Source organism: Pseudomonas sp. URMO17WK12:I7, assembly GCF_003269045.1.
GTDB classification, from domain to species: Bacteria; Pseudomonadota; Gammaproteobacteria; order Pseudomonadales; family Pseudomonadaceae; genus Aquipseudomonas; species Aquipseudomonas putida_J.
Genome location: NZ_QLTL01000023.1, coordinates 38,865 through 56,478, shown reverse-complemented (window position 1 = coordinate 56,478; position 17,614 = coordinate 38,865). Strand labels below are relative to the sequence as shown.

Annotated in this window: 16 protein-coding genes; 9 read left to right on the top strand and 7 right to left on the bottom strand. The window is 62.8% G+C overall.

The window, feature by feature from the left end; translation table 11 throughout:
- Positions 1–36 precede the first annotated feature (36 nt).
- Complete coding sequence (locus H040_RS24850) at positions 37–585, top strand: TetR/AcrR family transcriptional regulator (protein WP_027919261.1); 549 nt, start codon at positions 37–39, stop codon at positions 583–585.
- An 84-nt stretch (positions 586–669) separates the two neighbouring features.
- Here the strand turns inward: H040_RS24850 and H040_RS24845 are convergent, their stop codons facing one another.
- Complete coding sequence (locus H040_RS24845) at positions 670–1,554, bottom strand: LysR substrate-binding domain-containing protein (RefSeq protein WP_027919260.1); 885 nt, start codon at positions 1,552–1,554, stop codon at positions 670–672.
- Between the two features lie 150 nt (positions 1,555–1,704).
- Here H040_RS24845 and H040_RS24840 point away from each other — a divergent pair, with 150 nt between their 5' ends.
- The 7 genes from H040_RS24840 (at position 1,705) to H040_RS27410 (ending at position 8,493) form a co-directional block, all read left to right on the top strand.
- Entirely contained in the window at positions 1,705–2,562 is an 858-nt protein-coding gene (locus H040_RS24840; protein WP_027919259.1) for a transketolase, read from the top strand.
- A complete protein-coding gene (locus H040_RS24835; RefSeq protein WP_027919258.1) occupies positions 2,559–3,560 on the top strand; it encodes a transketolase family protein in 1,002 nt (333 codons plus the stop codon). Before H040_RS24840 ends, H040_RS24835 begins: the two co-directional genes overlap by 4 nt.
- Positions 3,561–3,687: 127 nt before the next feature.
- On the top strand, positions 3,688–4,989 hold the full coding sequence (locus H040_RS24830) for an MFS transporter (RefSeq protein ID WP_027919257.1): 1,302 nt from the start codon (positions 3,688–3,690) through the stop codon (positions 4,987–4,989).
- A 31-nt stretch (positions 4,990–5,020) separates the two neighbouring features.
- Positions 5,021–5,419 carry a glucose dehydrogenase gene (locus H040_RS24825; RefSeq protein ID WP_027919256.1) on the top strand — a complete coding sequence of 133 codons (399 nt, stop codon included), beginning with the start codon at positions 5,021–5,023 and terminating at the stop codon, positions 5,417–5,419.
- A gap of 11 nt (positions 5,420–5,430) precedes the next feature.
- The gene (locus tag H040_RS24820; protein WP_027919255.1) at positions 5,431–7,461 is read left to right on the top strand and encodes a pyrroloquinoline quinone-dependent dehydrogenase; all 2,031 of its coding nucleotides are present in this window, start codon (positions 5,431–5,433) and stop codon (positions 7,459–7,461) included.
- 60 nt (positions 7,462–7,521) lie between these two features.
- Complete coding sequence (locus H040_RS24815; protein ID WP_027919254.1) at positions 7,522–8,274, top strand: SDR family NAD(P)-dependent oxidoreductase; 753 nt, start codon at positions 7,522–7,524, stop codon at positions 8,272–8,274.
- A 36-nt stretch (positions 8,275–8,310) separates the two neighbouring features.
- The gene (locus H040_RS27410) at positions 8,311–8,493 is read left to right on the top strand and encodes a hypothetical protein (RefSeq protein WP_155954356.1); all 183 of its coding nucleotides are present in this window, start codon (positions 8,311–8,313) and stop codon (positions 8,491–8,493) included.
- Positions 8,494–8,679: 186 nt separating this feature from the next.
- On the opposite strand, the gene H040_RS24805 is transcribed toward H040_RS27410, so the two are convergent.
- The 6 genes from H040_RS24805 to H040_RS24780 form a co-directional block, all read right to left on the bottom strand.
- A complete protein-coding gene (locus H040_RS24805) occupies positions 8,680–10,533 on the bottom strand; it encodes a DUF1302 domain-containing protein (RefSeq protein ID WP_027919252.1) in 1,854 nt (617 codons plus the stop codon).
- Between the two features lie 174 nt (positions 10,534–10,707).
- Positions 10,708–11,892, bottom strand: coding sequence for an acetyl-CoA C-acyltransferase (locus tag H040_RS24800; protein ID WP_027919251.1), 1,185 nt, complete (start codon positions 11,890–11,892; stop codon positions 10,708–10,710).
- Positions 11,893–11,913: 21 nt separating this feature from the next.
- On the bottom strand, positions 11,914–12,348 hold the full coding sequence (locus H040_RS24795; protein WP_027919250.1) for an acyl-CoA thioesterase: 435 nt from the start codon (positions 12,346–12,348) through the stop codon (positions 11,914–11,916).
- A 2-nt stretch (positions 12,349–12,350) separates the two neighbouring features.
- Positions 12,351–13,514: an iron-containing alcohol dehydrogenase gene (locus tag H040_RS24790; RefSeq protein ID WP_027919249.1), complete on the bottom strand. Its 1,164-nt coding sequence runs from the start codon at positions 13,512–13,514 to the stop codon at positions 12,351–12,353.
- 43 nt (positions 13,515–13,557) lie between these two features.
- The gene (locus H040_RS24785; RefSeq protein ID WP_027919248.1) at positions 13,558–15,345 is read right to left on the bottom strand and encodes an acyl-CoA dehydrogenase C-terminal domain-containing protein; all 1,788 of its coding nucleotides are present in this window, start codon (positions 15,343–15,345) and stop codon (positions 13,558–13,560) included.
- A complete protein-coding gene (locus tag H040_RS24780; RefSeq protein WP_371260255.1) occupies positions 15,342–16,613 on the bottom strand; it encodes a 3-hydroxyacyl-CoA dehydrogenase in 1,272 nt (423 codons plus the stop codon). The genes H040_RS24785 and H040_RS24780 overlap by 4 nt, the downstream gene beginning before the upstream one ends.
- A gap of 67 nt (positions 16,614–16,680) precedes the next feature.
- On the opposite strand from H040_RS24780, the gene H040_RS24775 reads away from it, so the two are divergent.
- Positions 16,681–17,580 carry a LysR family transcriptional regulator gene (locus H040_RS24775; RefSeq protein WP_027919246.1) on the top strand — a complete coding sequence of 300 codons (900 nt, stop codon included), beginning with the start codon at positions 16,681–16,683 and terminating at the stop codon, positions 17,578–17,580.
- Positions 17,581–17,614 lie beyond the last annotated feature (34 nt).

Genomic DNA, 17,614 nt, shown 5'->3' with positions numbered 1-17,614 from the left:
GATATGGGTTGGCTTGATAGCGGAGGCGGCAGAGAAATGAAGGTTACGAAGGCCCAGGCACAAGCTAATCGGGCCCACATCGTGGAGACGTCTTCCACGCTATTCCGTGAACGCGGCTACGATGGCGTGGGTATTGCCGACCTCATGGGTGCTGCCGGCTTTACCCACGGCGGGTTTTACAAGCACTTCAAGTCCAAGGCAGATTTGATGGGCGAATCCGCGACTTGCGGTATCAAGAAGACGGTCGAGCAGTTACACGGCATCCAATTGGCCGACTTCGTCAATTTCTACCTTTCGCGCAAGCATCGCGATGAGAAAGGGAAAGGTTGCACGCTAGCGGCACTCGGAGGAGACGCTGCTCGCCAGCCCGATGACATCAAAGCAGCTTACGAGGCTGGAATTGAGGGGCTGCTGGAGGTGTTACAGGGAAACGAGCCCACAGTAAGCCGTGCGGTAATACTCGATACATTTGCGCACGTCCTCGGCGCCTTGATTCTGTCTCGAGCCTGCCCGGACGATTCTCCGCTTGCTGATGAAGTGCTAAGCGTGTGTCGTGAGCAGATCTTGGACAAATTAGCGCCATAAGGGCGAAAAAAAGCCGGTGCAGGGCGGCCAGCCTACTTGAAGCTTGTCCCGAAATGACAGGCGTTCCAAGCCCCCATCTAGCATTCAAGGGACAGCTAACTCGTTGAACAGCCACTGCTTGAACTGAGTCACTGCGTGCGGTTGCCTATGCCGCCGAGGATGCACGAGGTAGTGGCCAACGTAGCGGACACTGTTACTGACATGCCGAAGCGGGCTGACCAGCCGACCGCTTGCCAGCTCCTGCTCAGCCAACAGGTCAGACTCAAGCACTACTCCCAGGCCGCCCGCCGCTGCTGCAATACCCATGGAGCTTCGATCGAACGCCAAGCCATAACTGTTCGGAGGATGCATTCCATTGGCCGCAAACCACCCTTTCCATTGCACGGATTGCCCATCGCTCTGGATAAGTAACTGGGCGTACAGATCCTGCGGCGAGCGAAGATGCTGGGCAACTTCAGGACTGCATAGGGGCGTTAGCTCTTCGATACGCAGCGGCGTCTTCTCGTGCGAAGAGACCCTGGGTTCGCCATAGACGATGTCCAGGTCGAAATCATCGTTGTCGAACAGCGCATAGTCAGTACTGGCGGATATCCGCAGGTCGATGCCGGGATGATCACGCAGAAAGCCGGCCAAGCGCGGCACCAACCACTGGCTGGCGAACGTTGGTGCCACGTGAAGGCGCAGCGGCACTGCGGGCTCATTGGTCGCAATCGCCAACCCCCTGCTCATCTCCTCGAAACCACGCTGCACATGATCCAGCAGCATGGCGCCCTCGGTTGTCAGCGCCGTATGGCGCGTACTGCGAGTGAAAAGAGAGACTTCAGCGGCGACTTCCAATTTGCGTATGGCATGGCTTACCGCGCTTGACGACAGATCCAGCTCCTTTGCTGCTTCTACAAAAGAGCAGGTTCGACCCGCCGCTTCGAACACCCTCAGGGCTGAGAGCGGTACCTTTTTCAAGATCTTCATTAGTGAATCCAATTCATTGACTGGCGAATTTAAACCTTTTGTCGAGCCTGTATTTTTACATGATCATCAACGGGTTACTCAATTCGGCTGGATACTGATGAATCCGTTGCGTCAGTAACTCCGGATCGCTGGTCACCAATGGAGAACAATATGACCGAGAGTCGCAATGACCATTTTGCCCGGATGTCGACGCATGCCTGGCGAATCCGACGGTTCGCCTTGCGTATGGGCGAAGTCCAGGGCCAAGGCTATGTCGGCCAGGCGCTGGGCTGGGCCGACGTTCTGGCTGTTGCCTACTGCCACGCCATGAACATCCGCGCAGATCAACCCGAGTGGGAAGGCCGTGACCGCTTCCTGCTTTCCCATGGGCACTACGCAATCGCCCTGTATGCCGCGCTGCTGGAAGCCGGCGTATTGCCAGAAGATGAACTGGAAACCTATGGCTCCGACGACAGTCGCTTGCCGATGTCCGGCATGGCCACGTACACACCCGGCATGGAAATTTCGGGCGGCTCTCTAGGCCAGGGGCTGGCTATTGCGGTGGGCCAGGCGCTGGGGTTGCGCATGAAAGGTAACGATGCGTTCGTCTACAACTCGATGTCCGATGGGGAGCTGGACGAGGGCGCGGTGTGGGAGGCTGCCATGTCGGCTTCGCATCACAAGCTGGGCAACCTCATCAATCTGGTGGACATCAACCGCCAGCAAGCGGATGGCCCTTCCCACGACATCCTCCAGTTCGAGCCTCTCGTCGACAAATGGGCCGCGTTCGGTTGGCACGTGCAACGCGTCGACGGCAATGATCTGCAGGCTGTGATTCAGGCCTTCGACGTCGCGCGGGCGGTACAAGGCGAAAAACCGAGAGTCATTCTTTTCGACACTCTGATGGGTAAAGGCGTGCCCTTCCTGGAGCAGCGTGACAAGAACCACTTCATCCGGGTCGAGCCCCAGGAGTGGCAGCAAGCCCTCGCAGTCCTCGATGAGATCCACGCGCCAAGGAGCCCACAATGACCGCCGCCTCCCCAGCAAAGCCGAAGCTCACCACGTCGTCCATGATCGCTTCCATCGCCAGCGAGGGGCAGCGCACCACGTCTGCACCGTTTGGCCACGCCCTGGTCAAGGCAGGCCAGAAGAACCCTCGCATCGTCGGCATGACTGCTGATCTGGCCAAGTACACCGACTTACATATCTTCGCCCAACGCTATCCGGAGCGATTCCTGCAGATGGGTATGGCCGAGCAACTGCTCATGGCTGCGGCTGGAGGTATGGCAAAAGAAGGTTTCGTACCGTTCGCCACCACCTATGCGGTATTCGCCACTCGCCGAGCGTATGACTTCATTCATCAGGTAATCGCTGAAGAAAACCTGAACGTGAAGATCTGTGCAGCGCTGCCGGGCCTGACTACCGGCTACGGCCCAAGCCATCAGGCCACCGAAGACTTGGCGATGATGCGAGCCATCCCCCAGATGATGGTCATCGACCCTTGCGATGCACTGGAGACGGAGCAATGTGTAGCCGCGATAGCGGAGCATAACGGCCCGGTCTACATGCGCCTCCCCCGTGGACGCGTGCCCCTCATCCTCGATGAGTACGACTACACATTCGAACTGGGCAAAGCCAAGCTGCTACGCGACGGCAAAGATGTGCTGATCATTTCCTCGGGCCTCATGACTATGCGCGCCCTCGAAGTAGCAGACGAACTGGCCAAGAACACAATCGACACTGCGGTCTTGCACGTACCGACGATCAAGCCGCTCGATGTCGAGACCATCCTGGAACAGTGTCGCCGCGAAGGCCGCCTGGTTGTCATCGCGGAAAACCACACCCAGATCGGTGGCCTCGGTGAGGCCATAGCCATGGCGCTGCTACTAGCCCGCGTGCAACCGGAAGTACGTCACGTGGCGCTGCCTGACCAGTTCCTGGATGCAGGTGCGCTGCCGACCCTCCATGACCGCTACGGTATTTCGAAAGAAGTCATGGTCGCAAACATCCAGCGTTGGCTGGGCTGATCGACTCTGATAGGCGATGGCCGCTCACACCGCGTTGCCCACTGCCCGGGCAAGGTGAGCGAGCCATTGTGCCGACGCCCCTAGTTTCTCGTCCCTGGATCGTCCCTATAACTACAAGGTGATGGCGATGCAAAAAGACACCAGTCTGTTGAAGAAAAAGCGTGTGTGGATCTACGCGTTTCTCTTCACCCTGACACTGATCAACTACGTTGACCGAGTTTCGCTTTCGGTTGCCTCCAAAGTGCTCAAGGAGGAATTCGATATCTCGCCGGTTGCGATGGGCTACCTCTTCTCGTCCTTCGTATGGCTCTACTTTCTGGCCCTCATCCCCATGGGCTACCTTGTAGGCCGCTTTGGCCCTAAAAAGGTCAACGGCTACGGCATCGGGGTATGGTCGGTAGCCACTGCCTGCACCGCAGTGTCGACCGGGTTCATCTCACTGCTCACCTGTCGGCTCATCATGGGCATGGGCGAAGCCACCACCTACCCCGCCGGCGCGCGGGTCATCCGTGAATGGATGCCACTCAAGGAGCGCGGCATGGCCACTGCCGTCTTCCACAGCGGCAGCCTGGTGGGCCCAGCGATTGGCGCCATTGGTTTTGGTTGGCTGATCAGCGCGTTTGGCTGGCGTATCGCCTTTGTCGTTGCCGGCGCACTCGGCTTCATCTGGCTGGCCGCTTGGCTGAAGTGGTACAGCCATCCTGCAAAAGCCCCATGGCTTGACGATGCCGAACGCGCGGAAATTGCTGAGAGTAGTGTCTCATCCGGCGCCGAGCCGGCTCAGGCTGTATCCCTTGGCCTCAAAGGACTCGCGCGTTCCAGCAGCATGTGGGCGATTGCCCTGTCGCACGGGTGTGCTGTTTACGCGACCTACTTTTTCCTGACCTGGCTGCCGACCTACCTGCAGGCTGAGAAAGGCCTGACGGTGATGTCCAGCGGCATCTACACCGCCATCCCGTACCTTGGTGCGGCCATTCTCGCCATCGTCATAGGCCGCCTGAGTGACAAGGCGATGCGCCCAGGTGCCGCAGAACGTGGCCAACGGCGCCTGGTCGTGGCCTGCGTGCTGCTCGCATCTTCGGTGATTTTCCTGGTGCCGGCGATCGACAGTACGTGGGCGATTCTGTTCGTGATCACCCTGTCGCTGGCCACCTGCGCTTCAGCGATTTCCCTGAACCTCTCGCTGGTTAACGACCTGGTGCGCTCGGAAGACGATGTCGGCACAGCAGCTGGCTTTATCACTGCAGTCGGCAATCTCTTTGGCCTGCTGGCTCCGATCGTGACCGGCTATGTGGTCGCCGGCTCCGGCAGCTTCGCCCTGGCCTTCGTGGTAGTGGGCGTCTTGTTGGTGATCGGCGCAATCCTCTCGATGTTCTTTACGCGTCGCCCCATCGGGTTCGTCACCCCCAGCAATCAGGCTGTAGCTTGATTTATTAGCAAATGAAGGAAGCAGTAGTGTCATGAATCAACGTAGTAGTGTGTCCCGCAGCAACGATCTGGCCCAGCCTGGATGTGGCGGAAAATGGCGGCTGGCAACTGTCGTATTGGCCTTGGCCCTGGGTGCTTTCGGCATGGCTCTGTTCGGCGGTGGGGTCTGGCTGATGGCTTTGGGCGGAAGCTGGTACTACGGCCTGACGGGCGCGGGGTGTGTGGTAACCGCTGCCTTGCTGTGGAGGCAGAGACGCGGTGCCTTGCATTTGTTCGGCGTGATCTGGGGGCTGACAGTGATCTGGGCCCTGTGGGAGGTCGGCCTCAACTGGTGGGGTCTGGTACCACGCCTTGTAGCCATGACCGTAATCCTGCTGCTGATCCTTATCCTGTCGCCGGCACTGCGCCGCGCGCCCCGCACTGCTGCGTAACGAGGTCTGTCATGTTCACATCCGTCAAATGCGGTGGTGCGCTAGCCATTGCGGTTTCTTGCGCGTTGCAGATGCAGTTCGCTCAGGCTCAGGACGTGCCGCAAGTCGGCAGCGACTGGCCGTTCTACGGTGGCGATCACAATGCCCAGCGCTTCAGCCCACTCAAGCAGATCACACCTGAGAACGTTGATCGCCTTGAGCGCGCCTTCGTCTACCACACTCGGGATCTACCGAACCCAGGCAGCCGCTATTCGCCGGAAACAACGCCAGTAAAGGTGGGCAACAATCTGTTGATGTGTTCTGCCAAGAACATCCTAATCTCGATCAACGCCGCAACTGGACAAGAGAACTGGCGCCATGACCCGGGCGTACCGGATCAGGCCATTCCTCACGCAGCAGCCTGTCGAGGCGTCGCGGTATATACCGCCCCGCAGCTCCCCGAAACCGCCCAATGCCGCAGCCGCGTTGTCGAGGCCACCCTCGACGCGAGGTTGGTCGCGGTCGACCTGCATACCGGTGAGCCTTGCAAAGACTTTGGACAAAATGGCGCGGTTGATCTGTGGGAAGGTCTGGGTAAGAAAGTCCCCGGCTGGTACGCAGTAACGGCACCGCCCGCCATCGTCAACGGTGTGATTGTCACCGGTGCGCAGATTCGGGACGGCCAGGATGAAGATGCACCCTCAGGTGTGATTCGCGGCTATGACGCAGTAACGGGAAAAATGGCTTGGGCCTGGGATCTGGCTAACCCGGCCAACGTTCATGGCCCAGCTGAAGGCAGCACCTACACCCGTGGCACGCCGAACATGTGGACGGCAGCAGTTGGCGATGAGGCGCTTGGCTATGTCTATCTGCCGATCAGCAACTCGTCGATCGATTATTACGGATCCAACCGCAGCGAAGCCGAGAACAAATATTCCACCTCATTGGTGGCAGTAGACGTAAAAACGGGTAAGGACGTCTGGCACTTCCAGACCATCCGCCACGATGTATGGGACTACGACCTGGGCAGTCAACCGACCATGCTGGATTACCCGGGCAAGGATGGGAAGCCGGTACCCGCAGTGCTGCTGCCGACCAAGCAAGGTGATATCTACATCCTGGATCGCGCCACAGGCGAACCGCTGATCCCTATCGGAGAGGTGAAGGCCCCGAAAGGCGGATCTGTGGAGCCAGACTTCCTGGCCGATACCCAGCCCACCTCCGAGTGGCACACCTTGCGCAAGGCCCCCAAGACCGAAGCAGACATGTGGGGCTTTTCCCCACTTGACCAGCTGATGTGCCGTATTCAGTTCCGCCAGGCGAACTACGAGGGCTATCTAACGCCGCCTTCCGTCGATCGCCCATGGATTCAATACCCTGGCTACAACGGCGGTTCGGATTGGGGCTCGGTGTCCATCGATCCGGTGCGACGACTGTTGATTGCCAACTACAACGACATCCCCAACCTCAACCAGCTGATCCCGCGAGAGCAGGCTGACAAGATGGGGCTTAAACCTATCTACGCGCCGAAGCCTGACGAGACGGCCTTGAACAAGGCCGGCAGCAAGTCAGGTAAAGGTGAAGGCGGCGCCTCGACTTATCCGCAGGTCAACGCACCGTATGCGATCAGCGTAAATGCCGGCTGGCGTAACTGGGGCACCGGCGTGCCGTGCTCGGCGCCACCCTACGGTGGAATCCGTGCAGTCAGCCTGGACACCGGTAAGACCGTATGGGACGAACCTCTGGGCACCGCGCGTCGCAACGGCCCGTTCGGCATCCCGTCGCACCTGCCACTCAATATCGGCTTGCCCAACAACGGTGGCACCGTGACCACGGCGGGCGGGCTGACATTCGTTGGGGCTGCAACTGACAACCTGTTCCGCGCCATCGACACGGCCACCGGTGAAGTGCTGTGGGAGGACGTGTTGACAGTGGGTGCGCAAGCCAATCCGATTTCCTATGAGGTCAACGGCGAGCAGTACGTACTGGTTTCTGCTTCTGGTCATGCCTTTATGGAAACCGGAACCAGCGACGAGATCATTGCCTACAAGCTACGCAAGTAAGGCCAGCGTCGGGGCTCGTCAGGGCCCCGTCTTGGAGCTATTCGACAGAGGAGAAAAACCATGGACTTAGGTCTGAAGGGTAAACGCGTTCTGGTCAGTGGCGCATCGCGGGGCATTGGCCGAGCAATCGTCCAGCTCTTCCTCGCCGAAGGCGCGCACGTTGCGTTCTGCGCTCGCGGTGAAAAGGGCGTGCGCAACGCCCAGATCGAATTTGGTGAGCACGCCTCGGGCACTGCCGTAGACGTCACCCAACCAGAACAGGTTCGCGCCTGGGTAGAAGATGCGGCGACGCGCTTGGGCGGGCTCGACATTGTCATTCCAAACGTCAGTGCCCTGGCCGGGGGAGATGATCTGCAGACCTGGCGCCGAGCTTTCGATACCGACCTGCTGGGCAGCGCCACGATGATCAAAGCGGCGCTGCCTGCTCTGCGCGAGTCGCAAGCAGCTTCGGTAGTCTTGATCTCGAGCGTATCGGGCCGCGAGGTTGATATGTTCGCAGAACCCTACGGCATCTTGAAGGCCGCCTTGCTTCACTATGGAAAAACGCTTTCGGTACGCCATGCAAGCGAGGGTATTCGAGTCAATTCCGTATCCCCTGGCAACGTTTACTTCGCAGATGGTGTATGGGGTGACATCGAGCGGGAGCAGCCCGAAACCTTTGCCAAATGCCTGGCTGAAAATCCCATGGGGCGTATGGCTACGCCGCAGGAGGTAGCCAGGGCCGTGGTTTTCCTGGCCAGCCCTGCTGCCAGCTTTACAACGGGCACGAACCTGCTGGTGGACGGTGGACTCACTCGTTCAGTGCAGTTCTGAGCACATCACGCCGGGCAGGTTAATGGAGGGGTCAACATGATGAACCGCTACATCTACGAACACTGCCCTTTCTGCTGGTCACCGGCGCTGAAGGCCAGTGGGTCAAGCGCCGCCGCGCAGCCTTCGGTCAAGCTCAGCGGCGTGGCTGCCCGGCCGATGCCACGGGTGGGCGTTACCTCACGGGCGTGGCGCATCGACCCGCGCAAGTACGGTGGCTGAAAGGCATTGGCCTGGTTGATCCGCAACTCCGGCGCCGCAGGAAACCCCTGCATCACACCCTGCCCGGTCGGTGCACCGACCGCCAGGGTTGGGGCCAGGGCACCGGCCAGCACCAGGGCGATACCCGTCAGGTTGGCGGATGAAGGGGCATGCTGCGCTTGGACATGACCTTGCTCCTCGGTTGCCCTAGAAGTTGACGCCCACGCTGAACGCCACATAATCGCGGTCGCCGCGGGTGCCGTAATCGCCGTCGAGGTAATCGGTATAGGCCAGGCTGGCCCAGTACTGGCTGGCCAGGCTGACGTCCACGCCCAGGCTGATCGAGCGAGAGCCTTCGTTGAAGGCCGAGCTGTCCGCCGGTGAGAAACCCTTGACGTCATGGGCCCAGGCCAGGCCTGGGCGAATGTCCAGGCCTTGGATCAGGTTGGGGTAGCTCCAGGTCGCGCGCAGGCGGTATCCCCAGGAAAAGGCTGTGACAAAGCCTTCGTCGTTGCAGTCGCCCGGGCTTTTCGAGATCGCCAGGCACAGGCTGTTGTCGGCCAGTTCGCCGTTGCCATAGGCACCGGAGCGGCCATAGCGCGGCCCGAAACGCCCCTCCAGCCCGCCTACATAGGTGGCGCCCACCTCGCCCATCAGCAGTAGCTGGTTGGCGCCCATGACTTGGCTGAACGCCTGCACGGCCGATACCTGGGCCTGGGTCACCTCCTTGCGCCGGTAACCGTCGAAGGGGGTGTTGTCTGTGGCAGGGCGCAGGCCGTTGGCGTTGAGCGGGCTACGGCCGGGGGCATTGAGCAATGACTGCAGCACGTCATTGCCGTTGAGTTGCACCGGCACGTTCGGCCGGTAGCTCAGTTCACCTTGCACGGCGGCGCCGTTGCGCAAGGTGGTAGCGAACGTCAGGCCGTACAGGCGGATGTCCTCGGGGTATTGCGCCCGGTATTGCGAGGTGCCCATGCGCAGCGCGCCGGCCAGGGTCTGCCCGTTGCTGGACCCAAGAAAAGCTCCGCAATTGGCCTGTGCCACACCAACATTGGCGCACAGTTCACGGGCAAAGCCCGTATTGGCGTAATAGCGGCTGCTGACCGTACCCAGGTAAGGCGAACGGCTGTGGTAATTGGCTGCGAACAGGCCGAACTCGGTATCCAGTGGCTCAACATACCAGTGCAGCGAAAAACCCCATTGGCCACTGTTGCGTGCATCCTGGTCGGCGCCCCGGGGCACGCGCACGCCCTCCTCCGTCAGCGTCACACCAAACGGGGTCAGGGCCGGCGACACGGCCGGGTTGGTCACCATCTGCCCGCCGACATCCAGCCCCTGGCAGCCTTCGGGCATGAAGTCGTTGCCGGAAAAGAACGTTGCGCAGTTCTCCAGCCGGGTCTGCTCCCAGTCCAGCTGGTAGAAGGCATCGAAAGACAGCGCCTGGTTGAGGTTCTGCGTGACATACAGCAGGTTGACGGGCGCCAGGGCGTCTTTCACTTCCGACCCTGGCCGGCGCAGCGCAGCCTGGTTGAAGGGGTTGATCACGTTCAGCCCGCCTTGGATGAACAGGCTTTCCCCCCAGTTGACCACCTGTTTGCCCACCCGCAGCGAACCGGGCTCACCGCCAATGTCGTAAAGGCCATAGGCAAACGCATCGAGCAGCTCCGCCCCCGCGGTTTTCGCCGAAACCTGGCGGTTGCGGTCGTCGATGTCGACGGCCCGCTGGCTGTGGTCGCGCTGCGCGGTGTCGTACCAGTAGGTGCCACGCAGGAATACACCCATGCTGTCGCGGCGCAGCTCCAGGTCATGAGTGCCTTTGAAAATCGCCGAAAATATGTCGCCCGAGCGGTAGTTGCGCCGCCCATCGTTGCCATTGGCCGACTGCAACTGCTGTTTGTCGGGGTTGGCAGTGCTCACGGCGGTACTCAATGACAGCGCCGAGTCGAAACGCCCTTGCAGCGAGCCAATGTCGAATTGAACGCCCGCAACCGGGGTGGCGAGCAGGCAGCACAGGGCCGCCAGCGGCGCCTGGCGCCGGCAGAATAGAAGGGTTGCGCTCACTCTTAACCTCTTATTGTTTTATTCGAGAGGGAAATGATGGGTTCAGCGCGGACGCGCCGGCCGCCCAGGCCGGCGGTGTCGGTGACGAGCAGTATCAGGTAGGTTTGATTACGCTCACAAATAGCGTCTTCGGATCAATGCCATGCCGGTTCGTTATGGCTTGATGGCGGTGCTTCAGAGCACTTCGAACAAGCCAGCCGCGCCCATGCCTCCACCCACGCACATGCTCACCACCACGTAGCGAACCTTGCGACGGCGGCCTTCGAGCAAGGCATGCCCGACCATCCGCGCACCGCTCATGCCGTAGGGGTGGCCGATGGCAATGGCGCCACCGTTGACGTTGAGCCGCGCCGGGTCGATGCCCAAGTGTTCGGCGCAGTAGAGCACCTGGCAGGCGAATGCCTCGTTGATCTCCCACAAGCCGATGTCTTCGATCCGCAACGCGTGGCGCGCCAACAAACGCGGTATCGCCAGCACCGGGCCAATGCCCATTTCTTCCGGGGCCAGGCCGACCACCGCCATGCCCCGGTACAGCCCCAGCGGCTGGCAGCCTGCGCTTGCCGCCCGGGCGCCGCTCATCAACACACAGGCGCTGGCACCATCGGACAACTGGCTGGCATTGCCAGCCGTCACGCAGCCGCCCTCGATCACCGGTTTCAGTGCCTCAAGGTCCGCCAGCCGGGTGTGCGGGCGGTTACCTTCGTCCTGGCTCAGGTGCACGCGCTCGTGGGACTGGATACCAGTGGCCTTGTCGACGACCTTGCGCTGCGCCGTGACTGCCACGATTTCATCAGCGAACAGCCCGGCCGCCTGCGCTGCCGCTGTTCGCTGCTGCGACAGCAAGGCGTAACGGTCCTGGGCGTGACGGTCGATACCATAGCGTTTGGCGACGTGCTCGGCCGTGTGCAGCATGGGCATATAGGCGTGCTCGCAGAGGCGCCGCACCGTGGCGTCCTGGGCAGCATTGGCGGCCTGCATGTGCGCCTGCTGCACCAGGCTGATCTGCTCCTGCCCGGCCCCGACCACCACGTGCATGCCCTCGCCGCGGATCTGCTGAGCGCCGATGGCAATGGCCATCAGCCCTGAGGCGCATTGGCGGTCGATGGTCTGCCCGGCCACCGACTGCGGCAAGCCGGCCGCCAGGGCCGACAAGCGCGCCGGGTTGATGGCGGCGGTTCCGCTTTGCATGGCGGTGCCCATTACCAGGTCCTCGACTTCGCCCGGCTCAACGCCGGCGCGCTCAACGGCGGCGCGGATGGCAATGGCGCTCATGCTGGGGGTGGTGAGGTCGTTGAACGCGCCGCGCCAAGCCTTGGCGATGGGCGTGCGTGCGGTGGATACGATGACGGCGTCTTGCATGAAACGGCTCTCCTTGGGCAATTACACCGGCAGCAGTCTTTCGTAGGCGCTGCGCAATTTAGCGGGAACAGTGACCGGGCGGTTGTTGCGGCGATCGACGAACACATGGGTGAAACGGCCAGCGGCGCAGGCCTCGGGCTCGTCCTCGACAAACACGGCCAGGGCGTAGTGCACCGAGCTGTTGCCCAACCGTTCGACAGCGATGCCCACCTCGATCCGTTGTGGGAAGGCGACGGCGGCGAAATAGTCGCAGGCGGACCCGGCCACGTAGGCCACCACCGGGTCGTGGTGGATATCGAGGCCGGCGTGCTCGATCAACCAGGCATTCACGGCACTGTCGAAAAACCCGTAATAAACGACGTTGTTCACATGCCCATACAGGTCGTTGTCGTGCCAGCGCGTGGTGATCGGTTGAAAATGACGGTAGGCGCCGCGCAGCGGGCGTTCCCTGGCCATGTTCAAAACGCCGCCTGATAGAGGGCCAATGCGTCGTCGAGGGTGACCTTGCGCGGGTTGTTGACCAGCAACCGTTGCTGTTGCAGGGCATCCTCGGCCAGCAATGGCAGGCTGTGCCGCGGCACCCCGACATCTCGCAGCCGGCTGGGCAGGCCGCAGCGTGGCGCCAGCTGCCCCAGCTCATCGATGAACTGGTTACACAGCTCATGCGGGTCGCCAGGCACCAGCCGATCGCCCAGCAGTGCCGGAGCCAGCGCGGCATAGTCGGCGAATGCTTCGCGGCGGTTGAAGCGCATCACGTGGGGCAGCACCAGCGCATTGGCCAGCCCGTGCGGCACGTGGTAACGCGCACCCAACGGGTAGGCCAACGCATGCACTGCCGCCACCGGAGCGTTGGCAAATGCCTGACCGGCCAGGCAGGCGCCCAGCAGCATGGCCTGGCGCGCCGCCAGGTTGCCACCGTTGTGCACGGCCTGATCAAGGTTGCTGGCCAGCAGCGCCAACGCTTCGCGGGCCAGCAGGCTGGACAGGGGGTTGCGCTTGTACTGGCTGGTGGTGGCCTCAATGGCATGGACCATGGCATCGATCCCCGTGGCGGCGGTGATCGTCGGGGGCAGGCCCAGGGTGCGCTCTGCGTCGAGCAACGCCAGGTCGGGCAGCAACAGGGGCGAAATCACCGCCATCTTGGCCGCCTCGCCGGTGGTAATCACGGCGACGGGAGTGACCTCTGACCCCGTCCCGGCGGTGGTCGGCACCTGGATCAGCGGCAGGCGTTGGCCTTTGGCCTGGTCGATGCCGTAGACCGCCTCCAGGGTCTGGTCACAGGCCGGGTGCGCCAGCAGCGCCACCAGCTTGGCGACATCCATGGAGCTGCCGCCACCAAAACCGACAATCAGCTCGGCGCCGATATGCCGCGCCCGGCCGACGGCAGACAGCACGCAGGCATGGCTGGGGTCGGCGCTGACCTCGCTGAAGATCGCCACGCTCAGGTGCGCCTGGGTGAACCCAGGCAGCAAGTCATCAAGCATGCCCAGGTTGACGATGCCTGGGTCGGTCACGATCAGCACGCGGCGCACGCGCCGTTGCTGGCACAGCTGCGCCAGGCGTCCGGCGGCGCCGGGTTCGCAGAGCAGATGGGGGGTGGTGGCAAAACTGAAAGGCTGCATGTTCATGTTCCTCTTGTTCTTGTGGGTGAACAGCGGGGCCAGGTCAAAAGGCAAAGTGCGCTTCATCCAGGCTCATCAGGCACTGTGCGCCGCCGCGCAAGGCCTCGCAGTGGGCACTGGCGCGCGGCAGCACCCGCCGCCAATAGAAGGCTGCAGCCTGCAACTTGGCCTGGTAGAAGGCGCTGTTCTGGCTGCCTGCGGCCAAGGCCGCGCTGGCGGTTTCGGCCGCCCGAAGCCACAGCGCGGCCAGCAGCACGTAGCCCGAATAGGCGAGAAAATCCACCGACACCGCGCCGGTTTCCTGCGGGTCACAGCGGCAGGCGTCGAGCACTTCGGCGCTCAGGTTGCGCCATTCCTGCAGGCGCTGAGCAACCGCCTGGGCCATCCCGGCCAGCGCGTCAGCGCGGCAGTTGCGTACGGCTTCAAGCAACTCATCAATCAGCAGGCGCAGCTGTTCGCCACCGTCGCCAAGCAGCTTGCGGCGAATCAGGTCCAACGCCTGAATGCCATTGGTGCCCTCGTACAGCTGGGTGATGCGGCTATCGCGCATCAGTTGCTCCATGCCCCATTCGCGGATGTAGCCATGCCCGCCGTACAGCTGCACGCCCAGGCTGGCAGTCTCCTGGCCGACGTCGGTAAGGAAGGCCTTGACGATGGGGATCAACAACGCCGCCCGGCGCCCGGCGGCCGCCTGCACCTCAGGCTGCAAGGCGCCGTGCTCCAGGTCCAGCGCTTGGGCGGCAAAGGCCGCCAGCATGCGGCAGCCTTCGCTGAGGGTTTTCTGGGTCAGCAGCATGCGCCGCACGTCAGGGTGGCAGATGATCGGGTCGGCACTGCGCTCGGGCGCCACCGCTCCTGCCAGGCTGCGCGACTGCAAGCGCTCGCGGGCATAGGCCAAGCCACCCTGGAAGGCCGCCTCGGCTATGCCCAGCCCCTGCAGGCCGACCTGGAAGCGCGCATCGTTCATCATGGTGAACATGCACGCCAGGCCCTGGTTGGCCTCTCCCACCAGCCAGCCACGGGCGCCATCGAAATTCATCACGCAGGTCGCCGCGCCCTTGATGCCCATCTTGTGCTCGAGCGCGCCGCATTCGACCGCATTGCGCGGGCCCAGCCCTCCGCCTTCGGTACATTCGAATTTGGGCACCAGGAACAGGCTGATGCCACGCACACCGGCCGGCGCATCCGGCAGGCGCGCCAGCACCAAGTGGACAATGTTGTCGGTGAGGTCCTGGTCGCCGCCGCTGATGAAGATCTTGCTGCCACTGATGCGGCAGCTGCCATCGCCCTGCGGCTCGGCACGGGTACGCAGCAGCGCCAGGTCGGTACCGGCCTGCGGCTCGGTCAGGCACATGGTGCCGGCCCATTCGCCGCTGACCAGCTTGCCCAGGTAATCGCGCTTGAGCGCCGCGCTGCCATGCCGGTGCAAGGCCAGCACGGCGCCCTCGGTCAGGCCGGAATAGATCCGAAACGACAGCGACGCCCCCATCAGCATTTCGTGAAAGCACGCCGAAACCATTTGCGGCAGGCCCTGGCCGTCATGTTCCAGCGGGCCGGTCATGCCACCCCAGCCCTGCTCCACATACTGCCGGTAAGCCTGGCGAAAGCCATCCGGTGTGCGCACGTTGCCTTGCTCCAGGCGGCAGCCCTGCTCATCGCCCTGGCGGTTGAGCGGCGCAACCACTTCGCCGGCAAAGCGTGCACCCTGCTCAAGAATGCCATCGATGGTTTCGCGGTCCAGCCCATTGCCCAGGCGGGCACAGTGCGCCGTCACATCGAACAGTTCATGCAGCACGAAGTGCATGTCACGCTGGGGGGCTCGGTAGTTCATGCGCGGCCCTCGCGGACGTCGGCCAACTGTTTACCCTCAGCCACCAGGCTCATCAGCAACCCGGCCGGGCGCCAGTGCTCGCCGAACAGGCCCTGCAAGCGTTCCAGGCGTGCCAGCAGCAAGCCCAGCCCCTGCTGGTCGGCCCAGCGCATCGGCCCGCCGACCTCGTGCGGGAAGCCGTAGCCATTCAGGTAGACCCGGTCGATGTCAGCGCTGCAGCTGGCCACCGACTCCTCAAGTATCTTTGCCCCTTCGTTGACCAGCGCCAGCACGCAGCGCTCACGGATTTCCTCGTCGTCGATCTGGCGCCGACGCACGCCCAGGTCATGGGCAACCTTGAGCACCAGTGCATCGACGTCGGGGTCGTGCACCGCCTCACGGCTGCCAGGGGCATAACGGTAGTAACCCTGGCCGGCCTTCTGCCCGAAGCGTCCCAGCGCACACAGGCTATTGTCGACCTGGGCCAACGGCGCATCCATGCCTTTGCCAGCCAGCTGACGCGCCCGCCACTCCAGGTCGATGCCGATCACGTCGTACATGCGAAACGGGCCCATGGCCATGCCGAACCCTTGCAACGCCTCATCTACCTGCCGCGGCGTGGCGCCTTCGAGCAGCAGCTTGCGCGCCTCAGCCACATAGCTGGCGAGCATGCGGTTGCCGATGAAGCCTGGACAGTTGCCAGCCACCACCACTTCCTTGCCCATGCGCTGCCCAAGGGCCTGGGCCGCGTCGAGTACCGCAGGCGAAGTGCGCCCCCCGCGCACCACTTCCAACAGCTTCATCACATGGGCCGGGCTGAAGAAGTGCAACCCGAGCACCTGTTCGGGCCGCCGGGTGACGGCGGCGATGGCGTCGATGTCCAGTGCCGAGGTGTTGCTGGCAAGGATGGCGTCGGCCTTGAGCGTGCTGTCCAGGGTACGGAAGATGGCCTGCTTGAGCGCCAGGTTCTCGTACACCGCTTCGATCACCAGGTCGGCGTCGGCGAGGTCATCATAAGCCGTTACCTGGCGCACCCGCGCCAGGCAAGCGTCGGCCTCGGCCTGATCGATACGGCCCTTGGCCACCTGCTGTGCCCAGGTTTGCGCGATCATCGCCAGGCCGGCTTCGGTGGCGCTGGGGTCGTTGTCCAGCCACAGCACCGCAAGGCCTGCATGGGCCAGGCTGATGACGATGCCGCGGCCCATGGTGCCGGCGCCGATCACCGCCGCCTGCTGAACGTTGTAGGGAGTACTCACGGGTGACGCTCCTGATTCGAGGTGTGAAGGCATTGCCCTCACCCTAGTCAGGCGCCTACTATTTTTGAAATTCTCATTTTCCATCCCATGTATTTTTTGCATGAATATAGCCAACTTCGACCTTAATCTGCTGCGCGTTCTGGACATGCTGCTGCGTGAACAGAACGTGTCACGCGCCGCCGAACGCCTGGCGCTGACCCAGCCGACGGTGAGCAATGCGCTGGCGCGCCTGCGCGACCTGCTAGGCGACCCGCTGCTGGTGCGCGTGGGTCGGCGCATGCGCCCCACCCCGCGCGCCTTGGCCTTGGAAGGCCCGATTCGCGCGGCATTGCTGCAGATCGAACAGACCCTTGGTGCCGGCGACAGCTTCGACCCGCAGCTCAGCCACCGCCAGCTGCGTATCGCGCTCACCGACTTCGCCGAACAGCTGTGCATGCCAAAGTTGCTGGCCACCTTGCAAACCCAGGCCCCGCACTTGCGCGTGGATGTGCTGCACCTGACGCCCAATCTGCCCGCCGAAGCCCTCGATCGCGGCGAACTCGACCTGGTGCTGGGGCGCTTCGATGAGGTGCCCGCGCGCTACGAGCGGCGCCACTGGCGCAGCGAAACCCTGCGCGTGGCGGTGCGCCAGGGCCACCCCGAAGTGGATGGCACCCTCGACCTTCAAGCGTTCCTCGCCCTGCGCCACTTGTGGGTGCACGGCGGCCAGACCCGTGGCATGGTCGACCAATGGCTGGGGGAACAGGGCCTGGCCCGGCGCATCGTGTACACCACGCCCAATTACCTGCAGGCCGCGCACCTGGCCGCAAGCTCCGACTTGTGCGTGGTGCTGCCCACCGCCCTGGCCCGCCATTTCGCCCGGCTGCTGCCGCTGCAGGTATTCGACCTGCCGTTCGCCCTGGAGCCCTTCCAGCTGGAGCTGTTGTACCTTGCCCATCGCCAGCACGACCCGGCACTCGCCTGGCTGGTGGCGCGCATCATGGACATTGGTGCCGGCTGAGCCATTGCATTTGGGCATGGGTGGCCATGCAAGA